At 39.7% G+C, this 20,532-nt stretch carries 21 protein-coding genes; 14 read left to right on the forward strand and 7 right to left on the reverse strand.

Translation table 11 applies throughout. The features are described from left to right. Positions 1-75 precede the first annotated feature (75 nt). A complete protein-coding gene (locus DVW06_RS00820) occupies positions 76-1,596 on the forward strand; it encodes a flavocytochrome c (RefSeq protein WP_005470590.1) in 1,521 nt (506 codons plus the stop codon). A gap of 91 nt (positions 1,597-1,687) precedes the next feature. Here the strand turns inward: DVW06_RS00820 and DVW06_RS00825 are convergent, their stop codons facing one another. Then, entirely contained in the window at positions 1,688-2,263 is a 576-nt protein-coding gene (locus DVW06_RS00825; protein ID WP_050762646.1) for a CDP-alcohol phosphatidyltransferase family protein, read from the reverse strand. Positions 2,264-2,394: 131 nt separating this feature from the next. Beyond that, on the reverse strand, positions 2,395-2,835 hold the full coding sequence (locus tag DVW06_RS00830) for a DUF1761 domain-containing protein (RefSeq protein ID WP_003125662.1): 441 nt from the start codon (positions 2,833-2,835) through the stop codon (positions 2,395-2,397). Between the two features lie 267 nt (positions 2,836-3,102). On the opposite strand from DVW06_RS00830, the gene DVW06_RS00835 reads away from it, so the two are divergent. After that, on the forward strand, positions 3,103-3,414 hold the full coding sequence (locus DVW06_RS00835; protein WP_369914311.1) for a YxeA family protein: 312 nt from the start codon (positions 3,103-3,105) through the stop codon (positions 3,412-3,414). Between the two features lie 296 nt (positions 3,415-3,710). Here DVW06_RS00835 and DVW06_RS00840 read toward each other — a convergent pair whose 3' ends face one another. Beyond that, positions 3,711-4,031 (reverse strand): hypothetical protein, encoded by a 321-nt coding sequence (locus DVW06_RS00840; protein WP_003125664.1) that lies wholly within the window; start codon positions 4,029-4,031, stop codon positions 3,711-3,713. Between the two features lie 190 nt (positions 4,032-4,221). On the opposite strand from DVW06_RS00840, the gene DVW06_RS00845 reads away from it, so the two are divergent. Further along, entirely contained in the window at positions 4,222-4,680 is a 459-nt protein-coding gene (locus DVW06_RS00845) for a DUF5626 family protein (protein WP_003125665.1), read from the forward strand. A gap of 21 nt (positions 4,681-4,701) precedes the next feature. Beyond that, positions 4,702-5,220, forward strand: coding sequence for a helix-turn-helix domain-containing protein (locus tag DVW06_RS00850; RefSeq protein ID WP_003125666.1), 519 nt, complete (start codon positions 4,702-4,704; stop codon positions 5,218-5,220). A gap of 328 nt (positions 5,221-5,548) precedes the next feature. On the opposite strand, the gene DVW06_RS00855 is transcribed toward DVW06_RS00850, so the two are convergent. Both DVW06_RS00855 and DVW06_RS00860 read right to left on the reverse strand, forming a co-directional pair. Further along, a complete protein-coding gene (locus tag DVW06_RS00855; RefSeq protein WP_238696154.1) occupies positions 5,549-5,818 on the reverse strand; it encodes a hypothetical protein in 270 nt (89 codons plus the stop codon). A gap of 220 nt (positions 5,819-6,038) precedes the next feature. Further along, on the reverse strand, positions 6,039-6,707 hold the full coding sequence (locus DVW06_RS00860) for a DUF421 domain-containing protein (protein WP_003125669.1): 669 nt from the start codon (positions 6,705-6,707) through the stop codon (positions 6,039-6,041). 236 nt (positions 6,708-6,943) lie between these two features. On the opposite strand from DVW06_RS00860, the gene DVW06_RS00865 reads away from it, so the two are divergent. Genes DVW06_RS00865 through DVW06_RS00875 form a run of 3 tightly spaced genes read left to right on the forward strand, consistent with a single transcriptional unit; the run spans position 6,944 to position 9,991 of the window. Then, the gene (locus DVW06_RS00865) at positions 6,944-8,257 is read left to right on the forward strand and encodes an ABC transporter substrate-binding protein (RefSeq protein WP_005470601.1); all 1,314 of its coding nucleotides are present in this window, start codon (positions 6,944-6,946) and stop codon (positions 8,255-8,257) included. 29 nt (positions 8,258-8,286) lie between these two features. Then, positions 8,287-9,159, forward strand: coding sequence for a carbohydrate ABC transporter permease (locus DVW06_RS00870; protein WP_137264309.1), 873 nt, complete (start codon positions 8,287-8,289; stop codon positions 9,157-9,159). A gap of 16 nt (positions 9,160-9,175) precedes the next feature. After that, a complete protein-coding gene (locus tag DVW06_RS00875; RefSeq protein ID WP_003125672.1) occupies positions 9,176-9,991 on the forward strand; it encodes a carbohydrate ABC transporter permease in 816 nt (271 codons plus the stop codon). A 120-nt stretch (positions 9,992-10,111) separates the two neighbouring features. On the opposite strand, the gene DVW06_RS17145 is transcribed toward DVW06_RS00875, so the two are convergent. Then, a complete protein-coding gene (locus DVW06_RS17145) occupies positions 10,112-10,249 on the reverse strand; it encodes a hypothetical protein (protein ID WP_005470606.1) in 138 nt (45 codons plus the stop codon). A gap of 425 nt (positions 10,250-10,674) precedes the next feature. Between DVW06_RS17145 and DVW06_RS00880 the strand changes: the two genes are divergently transcribed. The 6 genes from DVW06_RS00880 to DVW06_RS00905 all read left to right on the forward strand — a co-directional run bounded on the left by DVW06_RS00880 (position 10,675) and on the right by DVW06_RS00905 (position 18,509). Continuing rightward, the gene (locus tag DVW06_RS00880) at positions 10,675-12,294 is read left to right on the forward strand and encodes a C40 family peptidase (protein WP_137264310.1); all 1,620 of its coding nucleotides are present in this window, start codon (positions 10,675-10,677) and stop codon (positions 12,292-12,294) included. Between the two features lie 131 nt (positions 12,295-12,425). Then, entirely contained in the window at positions 12,426-13,184 is a 759-nt protein-coding gene (locus DVW06_RS00885; protein WP_003125675.1) for a DeoR/GlpR family DNA-binding transcription regulator, read from the forward strand. 19 nt (positions 13,185-13,203) lie between these two features. Next, positions 13,204-14,598, forward strand: a complete 1,395-nt coding sequence (locus tag DVW06_RS00890) for a M24 family metallopeptidase (RefSeq protein WP_117474447.1) — start codon at positions 13,204-13,206, stop codon at positions 14,596-14,598. A 74-nt stretch (positions 14,599-14,672) separates the two neighbouring features. Beyond that, the gene (locus DVW06_RS00895; protein WP_137264311.1) at positions 14,673-15,509 is read left to right on the forward strand and encodes a Cof-type HAD-IIB family hydrolase; all 837 of its coding nucleotides are present in this window, start codon (positions 14,673-14,675) and stop codon (positions 15,507-15,509) included. A 149-nt stretch (positions 15,510-15,658) separates the two neighbouring features. Then, positions 15,659-16,609, forward strand: coding sequence for a hypothetical protein (locus DVW06_RS00900; RefSeq protein ID WP_137264312.1), 951 nt, complete (start codon positions 15,659-15,661; stop codon positions 16,607-16,609). Positions 16,610-16,847: 238 nt separating this feature from the next. Next, positions 16,848-18,509 (forward strand): peptide ABC transporter substrate-binding protein, encoded by a 1,662-nt coding sequence (locus DVW06_RS00905; protein ID WP_137264313.1) that lies wholly within the window; start codon positions 16,848-16,850, stop codon positions 18,507-18,509. Between the two features lie 264 nt (positions 18,510-18,773). Here the strand turns inward: DVW06_RS00905 and DVW06_RS00910 are convergent, their stop codons facing one another. Beyond that, positions 18,774-19,349: a polymer-forming cytoskeletal protein gene (locus tag DVW06_RS00910; protein WP_005470607.1), complete on the reverse strand. Its 576-nt coding sequence runs from the start codon at positions 19,347-19,349 to the stop codon at positions 18,774-18,776. Positions 19,350-20,141: 792 nt separating this feature from the next. Here DVW06_RS00910 and DVW06_RS00915 point away from each other — a divergent pair. After that, positions 20,142-20,342 (forward strand): cold-shock protein, encoded by a 201-nt coding sequence (locus DVW06_RS00915; protein ID WP_003125681.1) that lies wholly within the window; start codon positions 20,142-20,144, stop codon positions 20,340-20,342. Positions 20,343-20,532 lie beyond the last annotated feature (190 nt).

Below are 20,532 nucleotides of genomic sequence, written 5' to 3' on the forward strand. Positions count from 1 at the left end.
AGTGCTAGAGCGCTGCTTTTTCAGTGGAAGAATCAAAGAACAATCAAACAAAAGAAAGAAAGTTGGGGGAAAAAAGTGAAAACAAGTGGATTAAAGAAATTGGTCATTGGCGCTGCAAGTTTATTATTGCTCAGTGCTTGTGGTAGTAACGGGGCGACAAAAGATAGTGAAACAGCAAAAAGTTCAGCATCATCAAGCGAAACAGAAGTGGCTTCAGGTGCATCTGAACAAGAATATACCGATCCTTCTGAACTAAAAGATCAATATGACATTGTCATTGTTGGTGCTGGTGGTGCCGGAATGGCAGCTGCTTTATCTGCCAAAGAAGCTGGGATGAATCCAGTCATCTTGGAAAAAATGCCGATCGCAGGCGGAAACACATTGAAATCTTCTGGTGGGATGAATGCTTCTGAAACAAAATTCCAAAAAGAACAAGGAATCGAAGACAGCAACCAACAGTTCTTTGATGACACACTAAAAGGTGGTAAAGGTACGAATGACCAAGAACTTTTACACTACTTAGTCGATAACTCAGCTTCAGCCATTGACTGGTTAGACGGCATGGGAATCACATTAGACAACATCAGCTACAGTGGTGGTGCAAGTGTCAAACGTATCCACCGTCCACATGACGGCTCTGCTGTCGGAACCTACTTGGTAGATGGACTATTGAGAAATATCCATGAAAAGGAAATTCCTTTGTTTGTGAATGCTGATGTGAAGAAAATCAACGAAAAAGACGGAAAAGTCACTGGCGTTTCTGTAAAAATCGGTGATGAAGAAAAAACGATCAATGGGAATGCAGTTGTCGTTACCACTGGTGGCTTTGGCTCAAACAAAGAAATGATTGAAAAATATCGTCCGGATTTAAAAGGCTATGTCAGCACAACATCTGAAGGCAGTACAGGTGACGGCATCAAGATGATTGAATCTCTTGGCGGTGCAACAGTCGATATGGATCAAATTCAAGTTCACCCAACAGTTGTTCAAGATACAGGGATGTTAGTCAGTGAAACAGTCCGTGGAGAAGGTGCGATTTTAGTCAACCAACAAGGTGAACGTTTCTACAACGAATTAGAAACCCGCGACAATGTTTCTGCGGCGATTACCGCTCTTCCAGAAAGCTATGCTTACTTGATCTTTGACGATGCATTAGCAGGTCGAGCAAAACAAGTTGATTTCTACAAAGAACAAGGTGTAGTCGTTGAAGCAGATACGATCGAAGCCTTAGCGAAGAAAATCGACATGGACGCTGATACATTGGCAAAAACACTAGATACATGGAATCAATCTGTTAAAGATAAAAAAGACGAAGCATTTGGTCGAGAAACAGCAATGGATTATGACTTAACAACTGGTCCTTACTATGCAATCAAAATCGCACCAGGAATCCACCACACAATGGGTGGTGTAAAAATCAATACCAATACACAAGTCTTGAAAAAAGACGGTTCTGTTATTGATGGTTTATACGCTGCTGGAGAAGTAACTGGTGGTATTCACGGACAAAACCGTATCGGCGGAAATGCAGTTGCTGATATCATGGTCTTTGGTCGTCAAGCAGGGGTCCAAGCTTCAGAATACGCTAAAAAATAAATAAACATTACTATTCATAATAGATAGTACGCAAAAAACGTCCAGCTCTTATTACAGCTGGACGTTTTTTTGATACTCTTGTTGCTAAAATTTAGCTGGATTGATGAGAAACAGTGAAAAAGCCTTTTGGATTCGGTTCGTAATAAGTGCTGCGCCAGACAATCAGTGTTTCCTCTATAGATGAAAACAAAGCGAGCAGGAATGTCACGACCCAAATATATCCTGATACGTCACCAAAAGTAAATGCCACGAAACACAGGAGAAACAAGGCAAGACCTGTTATCTTGTTGCTCAATGTGTGCAGCATCCCCCACTGAGCAAACTTAACTTTAGTCAAAATCAAATTAAGAAATCGAATGCTAGCGACTAAGACAATGCCATAAATGATCCAATCTGGATAGATCTTAGTTTTAATGTAAAGAAATAGGACAATGGACCAAAAAACAAAATCACCTAAACTATCTAGTTTTGAGCCCAAGGTCGTTTGCAATCGATAGTTTCGTGCAATAAATCCGTCTAAAACATCCGTCAATCCGCAAATGAGGTAGCAGACTGAAAACAAAGGCTGCTGATTGATCAATAGAAGACCAGCTAACGCGATCCGTGCAATGGACAAGAGATTGGGCAGGTAGTTGATGGTGATCCCTTCTTTCTTTTTTTGGCCCAAGAATAATCAAAAAACGACAAGCTAGCCCACTCATACCTTACGACAGGTTTTCACTGATTGGTTTACATTACCTGTTTTTTTCTGCCCCCGATAGCTTGAGAAACACTTGCTTATGATTGCGTATCAGCTTGTTAACCTACCACTGGAAACAAGCCAATGATGATTCCCATAATGACTAACTCGATTGCACCATTCAATAAATGCAGACCAATCAGTTTTTTGCTTTGTCCAGCATAGGCTGCATTTACGAAAGTTGCCACAGCAAATACGCCCAGCCATAGCAAAAAGGCCACTTGCAAGCTCGTCATCATCCAACCGTCATGGTCAAACTTATTGAACCAATAGGTGACTTGTCCTAGTGTAAATGCCAATAATAGTCCGCCAACAGCTGTCCCGCCAAAAGTAAAAACGACATCGCCGGCAGACATATGATGACTTTCTTTATTTAGCATGCCAGATTCTTTTGCCCAAAAGCGCCCCCAAGCATGGATTGGATTATAAAGTAAGCTCCCGCTGATCATAAAAGCAAGTGTTGCCAAAAGAATAGCAATAAGATTGAAATGTGTAAGCATATAGGTACTCCTTTTTTTAATTATTGTAATCTTTTTTGCCTTTGTTGCCTAGCTGGATAAGCAGTATTAAGCAAATATCAATAAGTTGTAGAAGTTTTCTTACGGCAACCTTTCAATTTTGTTATTTTGGATTGGGACCTAAGGCCGATTTCCCCTGTTTTTATTTTGCTAAGATAGAAAGAGAGACGAAAGGAGAATATGATGAAAAAAATCGTACGAGCAATCTTATCCATTGGTTTGTTTTTCTTACTTCTGTGCGGGGGAATCATGTTGTACACTAACCGAGCATCGGGAGAGGTGGCAGGAATTTTAGATCAATTGAATCCACTTGTTCCAAAAAGCGAAATGTATGTAAAAACGCAAGCGCCTGAATCGGTCAACGGCTATGGCACTGCTCATTACAAACAAGTAGCTGCCACGGCAGATGGCCAGACTCGAATGATAGAATTTGAAGGCTTACAAGTGTTGAAGACAGAGCGCTTTTTGAAATTGACGAATAAAGGGGCACATGTTGAGACGTATGAAGAAATTGCCAAAGAAGACGTGCCGTCAGCAGCACTGAAAGAGATCGATGGATAGCACGAGAATGACGAATAACAAAAATAAGTTTAGCAGCAAGGCAAAAAATTTTTTGCGAAGGTCTGCTGGAAAATGAGGATGAGTTAAGATACCAGCCCAACATTTATCTGTGAAAAGGATACTTGTTGGGCCATTTTATTCGTAAAACAGCGTGTCAAAGACCGAGTTATGCACATATTAACAGTTTTATCCACAATATATAGGGGGAACTTGTTTTCGCCTACGACATCTTGAGGTCGTATTGTCTTTGTGGATTGAGAAAGGGTTTATCCTCTTAACGAAAACATTCCTTTTATTTATAATAGTCCGCTTTGCACATGCTTATGCAGCCATTGTGAGAGTTGCTCGAACAAAAATCGGGAAACGAGATAAGTCAGCAGCACTGCAAGAAAGTAGCCAAGTAAATCAACTTGCAAGTGAGCGATCTTTTCAAAGGAAAAGAGTGCCCAATGACTTTCAAGAGGTTCATTGATACTCCTATACCAGATGAATCTTAGCGGGAAGCCAAAAGCATATTCGTACAAGGGACCAAATTGTTGGCTAGATACTGGACCGAAAAAAACACTAAAAAGCGGCAGACTAAAACTGAATAATAGGATTTTATTTTGCCTTTTCATTCTGACACCTCCCCACAGATCGTACTTTTCCATTATTACAGTAATTGTTATAGAAAAGAAGCAACCTTTTGTTTACAATGAAAGGGAAATGAAGGATGTAAACCAATGGTTTCCCCCTGTAAACCTATAGTTTCTCCTTATATTTCAAGAAAAGCGATAAAGTGAAAACAAATAAGAGAGGAGTGTTTTTATGAAGAAATTAGTTATTTTAGTAGCCTGTTTTTTAGGTTTTTTGGGGGTGTCTGTCACAGCTGCAGCGGATGAAAAGAATACAGATGAGCTTGTTTATGAAATGACCGCTGGCGTCGGTTCTCAAGAGATATCTTATATTGATGAAGCGGGTGATGAAGTCGTACTATCTGTTGAATATATTCAACCCTTTGCACGAATTGCTCAAGGAACTTATAAAGTGTCTAAGACAGTCAAAGGAAGTTGGACTGCTTCTTATAATGTAAAGATCAACTCAAAAGAACAGATCACAGCGGCGACAAATTTGAGCATCAAAGCATTGAAAGGAAGTATTCTTTCGAGTTCATTAACCCATACGACTACTAAGGCTACTTGCAGCTTTAAACAAAAAGCTGGAACGATTACAACAAATGCAAGCGTGACCGCAACCATTTCTAATGGTAAACTAGTTGTAAAGTAATAGGTGTAGGAGATGAAATTAGTGGCCTTAGCGGAACAACTAAAATTATATCGTGAGAAAAGCGGATTGTCGCAAGCTTCCGTAGCAGAAGAATTAAAGATTTCTCGTCAGTCGATCTCTAAGTGGGAGAATGGGCGTGGCTATCCAGATATTGATAATTTAGTTTTACTAAGCAAACTTTATCAAGTATCGATTGATGAATTGCTGCAGGAAAATGAACAATTGAAAGAACAAATTCAAAAGAATAATGTGGAAATTGAAGATAAAAAGAAGAAGTTGAGTTTTATCACCCAACAAATGTCTTCTGATAAAGATGAAGGATTGATTTTGCTGCTTTTAGCCGGCGTATCCTCATTCATCTTTCCTTTAGGCATCCTCCTAAGCGGTTTTGCCATTTGGCGCAACAAGAAGACAAATTCTTTTTATCGACTTGTTTATATTGTCTGTGCAATCGCTTTGCTGTTAAATCTTTATGATGGGTATGTCCATGTTGCAAATGTCATGAACTGGGGGACAACGACTATCGAACAAGTGGACTAGTTGCCTGCAATTATAGCAATAGCTAAGGCCCTAGTGAAAAAATTGAGTTCTGCTTTGTATAAGAAGATTCAAGCGAAAAAAGATATCCCGCCTAAGAGTAGCTAGCCAATACTCGCGATAAAATCGTGAAGACGGGCTAACTATTTCTCATTGTTGGGATATCTTTTATTTGAGTGAGTATTCGTTCACTTATTTAATCTTAGTAAAAATAAAAAACATCTGATTGATCGTTGAATCATCGCTCTTTTGTTACAAGATTCGACTGGAGTACAACGGGACATCGTCACCGATGGGATATCCGTTTGTCGAAGATCTTATGGCATAGACTCTATTTCTTTTTGCTTTGAAAAAGCAAATAAAAGATGATAGCAATCATTGAAAGAGCTAGTCCTAAAAGATTGTACATCAAATCAGACATGGGTTCATAATGATGATGATCAAAAACATTTAGTAAAAAAACAAAAATGGTATCAAAAGAAAGAGTAGTACAACGACATTCTTTCGCCATGTAATAAATATCGATCCGATAATAAGAAACAATAAAACAGGAATCCAAAAAATCAATCCACCAATTACCTCTATATCCCTTCACCTCCATCTAATTCAGTAGAATACTTCTTTCATCTGAAAAAATTCCAAGAAAACAAAGAAATCTCTATGAAGAGGCAGTGAGGAAAAAATAACGTTTTTAAAGTAAGTCTTTTTTGCTCATGCTGATTGCTAAGTGATTACTCGTCGAAAATAGTTGTTTGATGGATGGTATCTTCCTGATGGCATCTTCCTAAAGAGGAAAAGTATCTTAAAATCGAATGATTGTTTTAGCCATCGATTCGGTAGCGAGCCTGGATCGTCTCTGCCTTGGTGATGATATAAAACCCATTGTCTTGGGACCACTCTACATAAATAAGATTTTTGAAAGAAGAATAGCCTTGTTTCTGTAATTCTTCTCGTAGCCAAGTTTCGCTCAAATGATGGGATTGCAGTACAGGATATTGAATATTTCCTTGGTCAACCAGCATGATTGCCAATGTTTGCTCATCCTCTGAATGTGTTAAAACACTGATTTGCCCCGCGTTTTCCAGTACAACATACTTGGCATTTGCAAGGGAGAAACATTGTTGTTGCCGTAACATGGTTCGCAACTGCTCCATTTCGATATGATTGCGGGTAATCTCTTGTATATTGAGCTGACCATTGTGAATCAAGACTGCCGGTTCGCCTTTCAACCAGCGATTGATTGTCTCATTTTTTTTAACAAATTCTTCAATAAAGTAAATCAACAGTGCCCACAAAGCGATAGCGAAAAGGACATGGAAGACCGAAACGTTGTCATCGTAGATCGACTCTTCTAAAATTCCGCCTAAAACGAGAGTATAAATCAAGTCGAAAGGTGTGATTTCCGACAGTGTCTTTTTCCCTAACAGTCTTGCCACCAACAATAAGCCAAATAACCCAAAGAATAATTTTAGAATAATCGTAAAAACCATCTGCTCACCTCCTGTATGTTAGCACTACTATATCATTTTCTCATTTTAATCTCATTGTTCTGCACTTCTTTCATATTTTGTTTCCATTCATCATGGCTCAAATTTATTCATTTTTATCAACAGAAATTCAATTATTTGGTTTTTTTCATCTGATATCTATAATAAAAGCAAGGTGCAATCGCTTTCTATTGCACCTTTGCTGGGATTTTAGGAAAAGCAAATAGGAGGAGAGAAAAATGAAAAAAAGGTTGATTTTTCTATATAGTATATTGAGCTTTGCGTTGCTTGTTGGTTGTTCCAGTAATAATGAGAGTAGTGAATCAGGAGATTTTGCTAGTTCAGATGAGCAGACATTGACTGTCTGGGCTTGGGATACGAATTTCAATATTCCAATTATGGAAAAAGCAGGGGAGTACTACCGTAAGGATGGGCATGATGAGATTAAAGTGAATGTCATCGAAATGTCGAATGAGGACACAAAGCAAAAAATGGTTTCTGGATTCACGTCGGGGGTATCAGAAGGATTGCCTGATATCGTTTTGATGGATGATTATGATGTACAAAGTTATCTTACGAATTATGAAGGGAAATTTGCGGAGTTATCTGATACCATCGACTTTGCTGATTTTGCCGAATACAAAGTAGAGAATGCTACCTATAAGGAGGGAATCTATGCAGTCCCATTTGATTCTGGTTCTGCCGGATTATATTATCGCACCGATTATTTAAGTGAGGCAGGCTACAGTGAAGAAGATATGAAAGATTTGACTTGGTCCCAATTTGTCACTATCGGTGAAGATGTGAAAGAAAAGACCGGTAAATGGTTTGTCGCATTCATTCCCAACCGTGGGACCCATTATCTGCAGATGGCGATGCAGTCTGCCGGACTGTGGTATTTCGATGAAGAGGGCAAAATTTTCTTGAAAGACAATCCAGCGATCCGCGAAATGATGCCGATCCTAAAAGAGATTGACCAGAAAGAGTTAGCAAAACCGGTAGATTATTTTGCTCCTGAGGGAATCGGAGCAGTTACGAGTGGTGAAGTCGCGGCGGTTAATTCTGCCATTTGGTTTTCAGCAACGATTCGTTCCGCGGAGGATCAAAAAGGCAAGTGGGCTTATACACATCTGCCACAATTAGAGACAGTTGATGGGGCGACCCCCTATTCAAACCTAGGCGGATCAAGCTGGTTAGTTTTGAACGATTCGCCAAATAAAGAACTGGCAATGGATTTCTTGAAGACAGAATTTGCAGGCAATGATGAATTTTATCAAGAGATATTGGTCGAGAATGGGGCAGTGGGAACGTATTTACCATCTCAAAAAGGGGATGCGTATCAATACAAAGACCCATTTTTCAATGATGCGCCCATCTATAAAGATTTTTCGAGTTGGATGGCTGAAATCCCTGGTGTCGACTATGGCAACAATACGCAAGCAGCGGTTGATGCTCTTCGAGGAGTTATGCAGAGTTATTTTGATGATGCATTGAGTTTGGACGAAATGCTAGAAGAAGCCGAAAATAATTATACAATGCAAGTCGGCGAGTAGCCGATTTGCATTAGCAGGGAGTGAATAAGATGGATCCTTCGAGAAAAAGGCGAGAAGTATGGAAATTTATTAGTTTTGCAATGATCTTAAGCAGTATTTTCATGATCTATCCAATTCTTTATTCAATTTATTTATCTCTTCATACGATGCAAGGATTGCAATCCGTTTTTGTTGGTTTAGGCAATTACGTTCGGATGTTTCAAGATACCATTTTCCACAAAGCATTATTCAACAATTTTGTTTTCTTGATTTTTCAAGTGCCAATCATGGTGTTTTTAGGACTTTTACTAGCTTTTGTGTTGAATACACCAAAACTAGTTGGACGAACTTTTTTTAAGCTTGCCTTATTTCTGCCAAGTGTCACCTCTCTGGTTTCTTATGCGGTTTTGTTTAAGATGATGTTCCAGATCGATGGGATCATTAATCGGGGCTTGCTGGCAATTGGAATTATCCAACAACCGTTAGACTGGTTAAATAGCCCTTTTTGGGCGAAAGTGACGGTGATCATTGCCTTATGCTGGCGCTGGACAGGGTATAACATGATTTTTTATTTAGCAGGATTACAAAATATTTCAGATGATACGTTGGAGGCTGCGGATATAGATGGCGCAAACAGCTTTCAGAAGTTCTTTAGGATCATTATTCCTCAATTGAAGCCAGTGATTGTTTTTACCACAATCACATCGACGATCGGAACGATTCAGCTCTTTGATGAAGTGGTGAATTTAACAGGCGGTGGCCCTTCAAATGCGACATTGACTGCAGCACAACTGATCTACAATCATTCATTTGTCTATACCTCAAATTTTGGTTATTCAGCAACATTGTCGTGGGCGTTGGTAGTGCTCATTGCGGTCTTATCCTATGCGCAGTTCAAATTAGCAAAAGACGACCGACAATAAGCAGAAAGGAGCAGCGATGAAGCGAAATGTGAATACACTGATAAAATATCTTTTTTTGATCGTAGCGGCATTCGTCTCTATCTTTCCTTTCTATTGGATGATCGCGGGAGCGACGAATACATCGAATCAGATTGCTGCTGGAAAACTCACACTAGGAAATCAGCTGATCACGAACCTTCAGCAACTATTTTCTAACTATAATGTTTCCTTGATCATGTGGAATTCGATCAAGATTTCTGTAATTACTGTTCTATTTAGTTTACTGATCACATCATTGGCGGCATTTGGTTTTGAGAAATTTCGAACCCGCAGCAGTGAAATGATTTACTCGCTTTTTTTACTGTGCATGATGATTCCACTGGCTGCATTAGTCATCCCATTGTTTAAGATGATGTCAGGCCTGCATCTTGTAAATCAGCATATCGCCGTTATTTTGCCGCTAGTCAATAATCTCTTCCTGATTTTTTTCTTTCGTCAAAATTTCAAGTCCTTTCCCGATGGCATTTTAGATGCCAGCAGGATCGAAGGAGCAAGTGAGTATACGATTTTCTTTCGGATCGTTTTTCCAATGATGCGCTCAACTTATGCAGCAGCGGCTATCTATGCTTTTATGAACTCATGGAATAGCTATTTGCTCCCGCTGATCTTTTTGCAGACAGAAGATCGTCAAACGATGACGTTGCTGATATCGAACTTATCATCGGCTTCTTATGTTGCGAACTATGGCGTGCAGATGACAGCAATTGTCATTGCAACGATCCCTACATTAGTCCTTTTTCTCTTTATGCAACGAGGGTTTGTCAAAGGAATGACGGGATCTTTAAAGCTTTAACGACACAAAAAATACCTGATTATTTAGCCGAACCGAGAGTCTACTCGGATCGGTTGAATAGTCAGGCATGTTTTTCAAGCTACAAAGCAGCCTAAAGTAAATGTCGCAGGCAGATAAGGGTCATCGTTTGTCTTTAGCGGCGGATTTTTTGTCTTTTTTTGATACAGAAGCAAGGGCTTTTTTGAAAATTTCCTCTTTTTCTTGCTTATAACTATGCTGACGCTCGGCATAAACTTTTTCTTTCGATTTCGTTTTCATTTTAAGTCACCTCTTCCTTTTTTTTACTATAGCATAATTTCACAAAGAATTAAAACGGTTTCTCTTTTGTTTTTAAAGCTTTAACGCTTTTTAAAATAGTATTTGTGAAGAAAAAAGGACTAGATTGCAAATAAATGTCGAGTAGATGGCAGGATTATTGAAGAAAATTGGCCTACCTTGTTTATTTGATAGGAGCTACTCTAGTTTCCAAAAAAACAGTCGGGTTCATTCGTTTTGATAGCGTTCTATATTTTTTTCATTTAAAATAGAATTGTATTTGTATCGTTTGTATAGGTAAAACGTGGGTTTAGAAAGAAAATTTTTCGGTGCCAAGGAATAAACCTACATTAAATAAATGTTACAGACAGAAAAAAGATGTTAAAAATCAATCGATTTTGATAGAATGAAAAGGAGGGGGTGTTTCATTGGAATCTCGAAAAGCAATCCGTAAGCGTTTAGTGAAACAAAAACGATCACTTTTTATTCAAAAAAGTATAGGGGTTACAACGGTGTTAGCTTCTACATCAGGTGTATTCACAACTTTGGTCAACGCACCAGAGGCCAACGCTACAGGAGTAAATGAAACAGAAGTAGCAAAGTCAACTAAATCAACTGCAACGACAACTCTTGCTCGATCGTCAGAAACAACGATCAATCGACAATTTAAAACGACCGCTTCACTGAATGTGCGTTCAGACGCTTCAACCAGTGCGAGAATTATCAACGGTGTGGGGAACAATACCACGATCAAAGCTGTTGCTCAAAAATCAGGAACTTCCGTCAATGGGAACACAACGTGGTACAAGTTGTCATCTGGGGGCTGGATCTCTGGCGCTTATGTAACAACCGCCAGCAACAGCAACTCTTCCAACAACAGTATTAGCGGAGAAACAGCTGTCAATAAGACCGTCAAAACAACAGCAGCACTGAATGTACGGTCTAGTGCATCAACCAGTGCGAGTGTCGTTCGGGGATTGAGCAGCAATGCCACGGTCATTGTGGTTGCTCAAAAATCAGGAACTTCCGTGAATGGTACAACAACATGGTACAAATTGTCTAATGGTGGCTGGATTACCGCAGCTTATGTTCAGGCTGTGTCTAGCGGTTCAACGACAAGCAATCCTGGAAACACATCAACTACAGAACAAGCAATCAGCAAAAATGTCAAGACCACCGCTTCATTGAATGTACGTTCCAGTGCATCAACAAGTGGTAGTGTTGTGGGAAGTCTGAGCAATAGCACGACCGTTAAAGTTGTCGCTCAAAAATCAGGTTCATCCGTCAACGGCAATAAGACATGGTACAAATTATCTACAGGTGGTTGGATCACGGCAGCTTATGTCAAAGATGCGAGCAATACGAGCAGTCCATCAACCGGTGGATCAAGCAGCAATAATTCTAATTCATCAAATAATTCTGCCGAACAAGCAATCAGTAAAAATCTACAGACTACGACTGGGATGAATGTTCGTTCGAACGCTTCAACTACTGCCAGTATTGTCAGCAGTTTGAGCAGCAACGCTGTAGTGAAAGCAGTGGCGCAGAAAAAAGGGACTTCTGTCAATGGTAATACGACGTGGTATAAGTTATCTAGCGGTGGCTGGATCACCGCAGCTTACGTAAAAGAAGTCAGTGGAAATACCACAACAAATCCTGGCAATTCTGGCAACAATACTATCGGTACGAATATTAACGGTGCTGCTATTGTAGCTGAAGCCCGTAAATATATCGGGACACCCTACCAATGGGGAGGGAAAGGGCCAGATGTCTTTGACTGTTCCGGTTTCACTCGTTATGTCTTTTTACAAGTAACAGGGAAAAATATTGGCGATTGGACCGTTCCGCAAGAAAGTGCCGGTACGATCATCCCTGTATCTCAAGCCCAAGCAGGAGATCTTCTATTCTGGGGTGAAAAAGGCAATACGTATCATGTTGCAATTGCAACTGGTAACGGCAGCTTCATTCATGCACCAAGCACTGGGTACACGGTTACCGAAGCAAGTTCAGGTTTTTCAACAGCCAGCTTTGCGCTTCGTGTAAAATAAGAAGAACAATGACGACAAAACTACCTGCAACATGTTTGTTGGAGGTAGTTTTTTTAAGATCGTTTGCATCTTTTTGCATTGTTTAGCAATTTTTTGCATTGTATTTTTTAGTGGAAAGGAATGACAGAGAGATGTTTGTGGAACAGCGCCTAGCTAAAATCCAAGAAGTGCTAGCAGTTGAGCAAAGTGCTTCGATTGAACGATTGTCCAAGTTGTTATCCGTATCAAAAGATACGATTCGTCGTGATCTGATTCAATTAGAAAAACGGCAAGTACTTAAACGAACCCACGGAGGGGCGGTTTCGACGAACCCTGCAGCCGTGATTTATGATTATCAAACTCGCGCCGGGCAATTTTATGACATAAAAGCAAAAATTGCTAAAGCAGCTATTCATTGGATCAAACAGCCAGCTGCGATTATTTTTGATGCATCGACAACTGTAGAAGCGGTGATCAATGAACTGTCAGATTATCCTCTTCAAGCGATTACTAATTCATTGACTCATGCCCAACGATTGGCAGCGCTAAAACAGAGTACGATTACGGTTTTGCCTGGAAGATTAGACAAAGAACAATTATTTTTATATGGTGCGGATACTGTTGCCAAACTTGCCCAATTTCAGGCAGATTACACACTGTTAGGAGTATTTGCCCTTTCTACAGAAGGCGTATTTATCCATACGGAAGAAGAAGGCATGGTCAAGCGTCAGATGGTGAAACAAGGAGAGTATGTCATTGCAGTAGCTGACCATACAAAGTTAGCAACGACTGGTTTTTTTAAAGTCTGTGATCTGCCGGAGATCGATCTTTTAATCACCGATCAACAACCAGACATCGAGTTACAAGCAGCACTTGCCGCAGCGAATGTGACCATTTATGTAACAGAGTAAATCAGAAGGAGTCTTAATCATGAAAAAAGCGATTGAATTAGCCATTTTACCAGAACCACCTATTTTTGAAGAGGTCGCTCCAGTTTTTTTAAGTGATGCGACCATGAGTCAGCGCAAACTAAGTGTCTTAGAGCGAATGGCTGCTGAAGAGTTTGACACGTTGGTGATCTATGCAGACAAAGAACATGGCAGCAACTTTGAATATCTGTCAGGATTCCTGCCAAGATTCGAGGAAGGACTATTGGTTCTAGATAAAACTGGCGCCGCAACACTCATTTTGGGAAATGAAAATTTAAAGCTGCAGGCTCATTCCCGCATAGCGGCAGAGCTAGTCCATTACCCGCAGTTTTCGCTGCCGAATCAGCCTATGACAGGAGAAAAATCACTATCCTCTGTTTTTTCTTCTTTAAGGTTTAAAGAGAAGAAAAAAATTGGCATCATTGGGTGGAAGATGTTCACGACGCATCACGAAGATCCAGCCACACTCTTTGATGTTCCTTATTTTATCGTAGATGCAGTCAAACGGGCAGTCACAAGGACATGTCATGTGGTAAATGCTGCTTATTTGCTGATTGGTGAAAAAGGAAGCCGTAGTCACAACAATGCCAATGAGATCGCTCATTATGAATATGGGGCTAACCTTTCTTCTCGTTGTATTTTGAGTGCGATGAATGCGATTGAAGTTGGCAAAAAAGAAGCCGAAATTGGGGCATATTTGTTGGCAGAGGGACAAATGCCTTCTGTGGTGCCAATCGCTGCTAGCGGTAAACGATTTGAATTTGCCAATCTTTATCCAACGCACAAACGAATTGCTTTGGGTGATCCTTTCTCAATGACGATTGGTTATAAAGGAGGACTCTCCAGTCGCACGGGATTTGTCGTCTCAGAAGCAAGTCAATTGCCGGCTGAACAACAAGATTACCTTGAACGTGTCGTGAAACCGTATTACCAGGCGATCACCACTTGGTTGGAAGCAATTCGAATCAACCAAACGGGTGGCGAGATGTATCGATTGATTGAAGAAGTTCTGCCAAAAAAGAGTTATCACTGGCACTTGAATCCTGGACATCTGGTTTCGGATGATGAGTGGATGTCTTCACCAATCTACGCGGACTCTCTTACACCTTTAGAAAGCGGCATGATGTTCCAAGTAGATATCATTCCATCTGTTCCTGAGTATACTGGTGTCAGTGCGGAAGAATGTATTGCATTAGCTGATCAAGAACTGCGACAAGAATTAAAAGCCGATTATCCAGAACTGTGGGAACGTATCACGAAACGCAAAGAATATCTCGAAAACTGCTTGAACATCCAACTATCTCCCGATGTTCTACTTTTATCAAACACAGTCGCTTATTTGCGTCCATTTTATTTAGCGAAGAATCAAGCATTACGAATCAAAAAATCACGCTAATTGGATTCATCCTTAGGCGAATTTGAGGATGAAGATAGTCGAATGAAAGTCATAGCTAAAGTTAGGAGGCACAAATGAATACGAGAGAAATCAAATTAATCGTAAGCGACATTGATGGAACGATTTTAGATGATACCCATCAGATTGACCCAAACTTACAACAGGTGCTGCAACGATTAAAAGAAAGTAAAATTCCTTTTGTCTTAGCGTCTGCACGATCACCAAAAGGGATGCAGCACTTAGCTGAAGCGTTAGGAATCAGCGAGTATCCTTTGGCTTGTTACAATGGCGCGTTAGTTCTGGCAAACAGAAATCTTTCTGCTCCGCCTATCTCAAGTCATGAAGTTGCCATCAAAGAAGTTGTGCGAATCATCAGCGAGACAAGAACACACTTCTCACAAGTTTCTATCAATCTTTATTCAGATACAGTTTGGTATGTGGATCGTCTTGATGAATGGGTAAAAAAAGAAGCCGCAATCACGCAGGAGGTACCGCAGGAGGCAGATTTATTGGCCTTAGTACAGTCCTTGCAAATACCCGTTCATAAATTACTTTTGATCGGTACGTCTGCTGAGATCCAAAAAGTAAAAGGTTACTGGGAAAAGCAATCTTTGAAGACGAGCGCTCTTTACCTTTCAAAAGATAATTACCTAGAAGTCACGCATCGAGAAGTTTCAAAAGAAAAAGCATTGATGGAACTGGCTTCTTATTACAACGTGCCTCTAGCGCAAACGTTGGCAATAGGAGATAACTTCAATGATTTACCTATGATACTAAAAGCTGGAGTAGGGGTCGCAATGGCCAATGCACCACGAAGAGTCAGGGAACAGGCGGATGCCGTTACACTTTCAAATAAAGACAGTGGAGTTGCAGCTGCTCTTCAGAAATTTGTCTTATCGATCACTTCCTGAAGGCCAGCAGATGGTAATATCGGGAATCGCTTAAAGAAAACAAATCGTGTTACAAAATACACAAACGTATCTTTTGACACGATTTTGGCCTCTATTTTACACTCAAAGTTATAACGTTTGTTATAATCTATCGTTTATAAGGAGGACAAATGAATAAGAAGCTCGTAAAAACATTATCTAGTTTTGCGGAGACGTTGGGGTTGTCGGTAGATCCAAAAATGGGTGTGATTTACGGTACGTATCGTTCGTATAAAGTTATATTGACACAATTGAATAATAATAGTTATTCTTTCGCAGCAACTTTTTCGATCAGCAAAAACCAAGAACTACCTAGCTCAGAGCAAGTGAGACAAGTAGTGACTGATTCCAAAGACATATTGGACTGCTCTGTACAAGGTTACCAAGTCACTTATACATTCCGAGGGGCAACGACTGTTGCCAAAACCAAAGAAAAATTGGTTGCTGGTCTAGATACAGTCACTGATTTTCTTAAAGAAAATCACTATCAAACAGTCTGTCAGTTTTGCGGAACATCGGAAGCGCCGATAGATACCTACAGCATAGGTGGGCTGCCAGTGATCGCTTGCAGTGCTTGTTTCAAAAAGCAAAATGAAGCGATGCTTGCTAGCCTGCATGAGCAGAATCAGAAGAAAGAAAACTGGCTGGCTGGGATAGTTGGTGCATTTATAGGTTCACTGATTGGGGTCGGTGTCATTATTTTACTTGGCCAATTAGGTTATGTAGCGGCATTATCAGGTATTGCAATGGCTGTCTGTGCTTTAAAAGGGTATGAACTTCTTGGCGGAAAGCTGAGCAACAAAGGCATCATCGGTAGTGTTTTGATTATGGTCATCATGGTTTATCTAGGCAATCGGATTGATTGGTCTATCAGTGTAGCCAATTATTATACCGATGTTGATTATTTCTATGCATTTCGGATATTGCCTGACTTGCTAAGAGAAGGTTATTTGGAAGCTAGTCAATACTATGGGAACCTAGCTCTTGTCTATCTGTTTACTGCAATTGGTGCGATCCCTACGATTCTTAGTGTGATAAGAGATCGTAAGAATAGTAGAGAAAGCTACAAAATGGAAGCTTGATAATTGTTTGACTGTGATACGTAAGGAGCTGATAGGATGCTCTTGCGTATCACAGTTTTTTCTTGTTTGAAAGAGAACATAAAGGTTGTAGATTAATTATTTATGAAAAAAAAAATTTTTTTTTAATCTTTTTTGAAAAAAACGAGCGAAAAACTCTTGCAATTATCATAATTATTGATTAAAATCAAATTCAACTTCAGAAAATTCTGAAAATTATGAACTTAAGGGGAAGAGGAAAATGAAAAAGTGGGCCTTTGGATTGGTAGCAGTGTGTGGTGTCTTATTAGCCGGATGTACGACAGGAGGCACGAGTAACACAGGAGAAAGTACTTCCTCGAATGGAACAGCAGCAGCGGAACAGATCTTCAATGTTGTCGTCCAGCAAGAAATGCCTAGTGCAGATCTTTCTCTTGCAACTGATACGATCAGCTTCAGTGCATTGAATAATGTCTATGAAGGATTGTATCGTTTGGATGCTGACAGTAAGCCGCAACCTGCTGGAGCTGCTGAACTCGCAGAAGTGAGTGAAGATGGATTGATCTACCGATTGAAATTGCGAGAAGATGCTAAGTGGTCGAATGGTGATCCTGTAACAGCTGCGGATTATGTTTACGGCTGGCAACGGACAGTAAAAGCCGAAACAGGTTCAGAATACGCTTATTTGTTTGCCCCAGTCAAGAATGCTGAATCGATCACTGCAGGAAAAACAGATCCTAGCGAGTTAGGGATCAAAGCAGTCAGTGAGTACGAATTAGAGATTACTTTAGAAAAAGCAACCCCCTATTTTGATTATTTACTCGCTTTCCCATCTTTCTTCCCGCAAAATCAAGGAATTGTGGAAGAAAAAAGCGATCAATATGCAACGACCAGTGATAATTCTGTGTACAATGGCCCATTTGTTTTGACAGGATTTGATGGACCGGGTACAGATACGGAATGGTCCTACGAAAAGAATGATCAGTATTGGGACCAAGAAAATGTTAAATTACAAACCATCAATGTCAGTGTTGTCAAAGAATCTGCGACATCGTTGAATCTATTCCAAGATGGTCAAGCAGACGATGTGATCTTAACAGGAGAATTGGCGCAGCAAATGGCAAATGATGAAGCTTTTGTTTCAGAGCCTTTGGCCCGGACCTCTTATATCGAATTGAATCAGCGAGAAGAAAATTCTCCATTCCGTAATGAAGATTTGCGAAAAGCAATTTCTTATGCAATCGATCGTGATGCACTTGTATCCTCCATTCTGGGGGACGGATCTCTAGCTTCGACAGGATTGATTCCAGAAGGTATGACTTTCAGCCCGACGGATAACAAAGATTTTGTTGAAGATGCTGGCAGTGTGATCGAATACAATGAAGACAAAGCGAAAGAACACTGGGAAAAAGCCAAAGCAGCTTTAGGAATCGATTCATTAGATTTTGAAATCTTGGCTTCTGATACCGACTCGACTAAAAAAGCGATCGAGTATGTCCAAAGTGCAATCGAAAGTACATTGGATGGTGTGAAAGTCAGCTTGAGTCCGGTACCTTTTTCTGTTCGGCTAGATCGTTCCAACAACGGAGACTTTGATGTTGTAATGGGCGGATGGGGGGCCGACTATGCAGATGCCAGCAGCTTTACAGATCTGTTTGTTACTGGAAATTCCTATAACCGTGGTCGTTGGAGTAATCCAGATTATGATGCAGCAGTGAATGCCGCTGCTTCAACCCATGCGGGAGATCCTGAAGCTCGTTGGCAAGATCTACTAGAAGCAGAAAAAATCATTATGGCAGAACAAGGTGTCATTCCTGTTTACCAAAACGTGGAAGCCCATTTGCGGGCGCCAAAAGTCAAAGGAGTCGTTTCTCATGGTGCAGGTGCGCAATATGATTACAAATGGGCTTCTATTGAAGAGTGAGTAGCATTGAATTAAGCAGTTAATCGGCAAGAAGTAAAAAATCCTCTTATCGTCAAACATTTTTGGCAAGTGTGCGTCAGAGTGAAAAACGATGGGAGGAATTTTTTAGATTATCAGAAAATCTTTGTAGCTACTTACACAAAGTTAGTGGGAACAACGATAAAACAGAGAATAAAAAAACACAGAAAAAACCTTGGAGATGAATAAAATCAAATCCAAGGTTCCTTTTTCGAAAGTGTTTTTCACAAAGAAAACAGTAAAAAATTATTCGCTGACTTTCACGTCACCTGTAACAGATGCGCCTTCTTTATCAAGTGTTGCTGAATCTTGAATTTCTTTAGAAGCGAACGTGATGTTTCCTTCAACTTTAGTGCCGTTCAATACGAAGCCTTTTGCATTTACTTCGATGTCGCCTTTCACTACACCGTTAACGATGTTGAAGTTTTCTGAGTTAACAACTAATTTAGGAACAGTTACAGTGTATTCAGCAGTTACTGTACGGTTTTCATCTTGAGAGTACAATGCAAATTTACGGTAGATATCATTTGCAGCGTCCCCTTTGTCATGGAATTCGCCGTCAACTGTCAAATCTTTGTCGAAAGTCATGTTGTCTGTAACAGCAACGATCCAGTTACCGTCTGCGCTCAATGCTTTTTCAATGACTGAAGTTTGGTCACTTACTGAAGCTGTTGAAACAACATCATCTGTTGATGCAGTTGTTGCAGTTGAAGCAGCAGTTGATGAACTTGCAGTTGTATTGTTATCAGAACTACATGCAGCTAGAAGAGTTCCTCCCATTAGCAATGAAGCAGCGATTAAAGTGATTTTTGTTTTTTTCATGTTACCTTCTCCTTTGTATGCCCATAGTTTTCTTAAAAACAAAATGATTATACCATAGAGGGGTTTAGTTTGTGAAACAAAAAACATAAATGAGGAGAAATTTAATAAATATCAAGCAATTCTTACTGAAAATATCATAATCCAGTTTCAAGAAAGAAAAATTTATGAGAAAGGCAGCTTTAATGGAAATTATCTTTACAGGAATGAGAAGGACATCTATGAATCAATTTACGTTTCAGCGAGTCATTGGGGATTTTCTCTACTAACTTTTAAATAATTTTACTTTTAAATAATTTTAAATAGAACTAGAATAAAAAGAAGGCTAAAAATTTCCTTAAAGTTTCCAGAGACAAGTTTGATAAAATAAAAGAATTGTTCGGTGCATGTTTCTGCAAGAGGCAAGTATCGATTGGCGTTGAATCTTGTACTTGAAACAATAGCCTAGATAGCACTGTCTTAGAATTCGCTATTTTACATGTTCTTATGTACGCAAAAGCGTCGCGTGTTCTACAAATATTCTACAAAGCGCAAAGGATATGTGAAAGGAATAAGGTGGTAAAAGAGCTAGAGACAGGATTAGAAAAGTTGTTGCCAAGGAAAACTTAAGGTTTTACGAGTATCGAAAAAGAAAAGCGGCATTATCATTGCTATTTTTCTTCTGGCATGGTATTCTATAAAAGTAAAGTTCTGATATGTTAATACTTGTTTATCTTTTGATACACACTTCAATTACACATCATTTTCTATTACAAAAATAAACACACACGATGTGTAATATGGAGGTATACGTTTATGAATAACGGTACAGTAAAATGGTTTAATGCAGATAAAGGTTTTGGATTTATTACAGGTGAAGATGGCAATGATGTATTTGCACACTTTTCAGCTATCCAAGGCGACGGCTTCAAAACTTTAGATGAAGGTCAAGCAGTGACTTTCGACGTTGAAGAAGGCCAACGTGGCTTACAAGCAACAAACATCGTTAAAGCATAATAACAACTTTTAAAAGAAGACCGGCAATGGTCTTCTTTTTTTGCTTTAAAGTAAAAAATTCATTTCCGGAAATTACTTTCTTGACCTGGTGATCTCCAAGGAAAAATGAAGGAATGAGTCAATGAATCTCAAAAAAAGACTGCGTCTGTATACTAGACGCAGTCTTTTTTGTTGGCGATGGCCTTTGCTT

The organism is Enterococcus sp. ARL09-542 (assembly GCF_005234805.1).
Lineage (GTDB): Bacteria > Bacillota > Bacilli > Lactobacillales > Enterococcaceae > Enterococcus_D > Enterococcus_D gallinarum.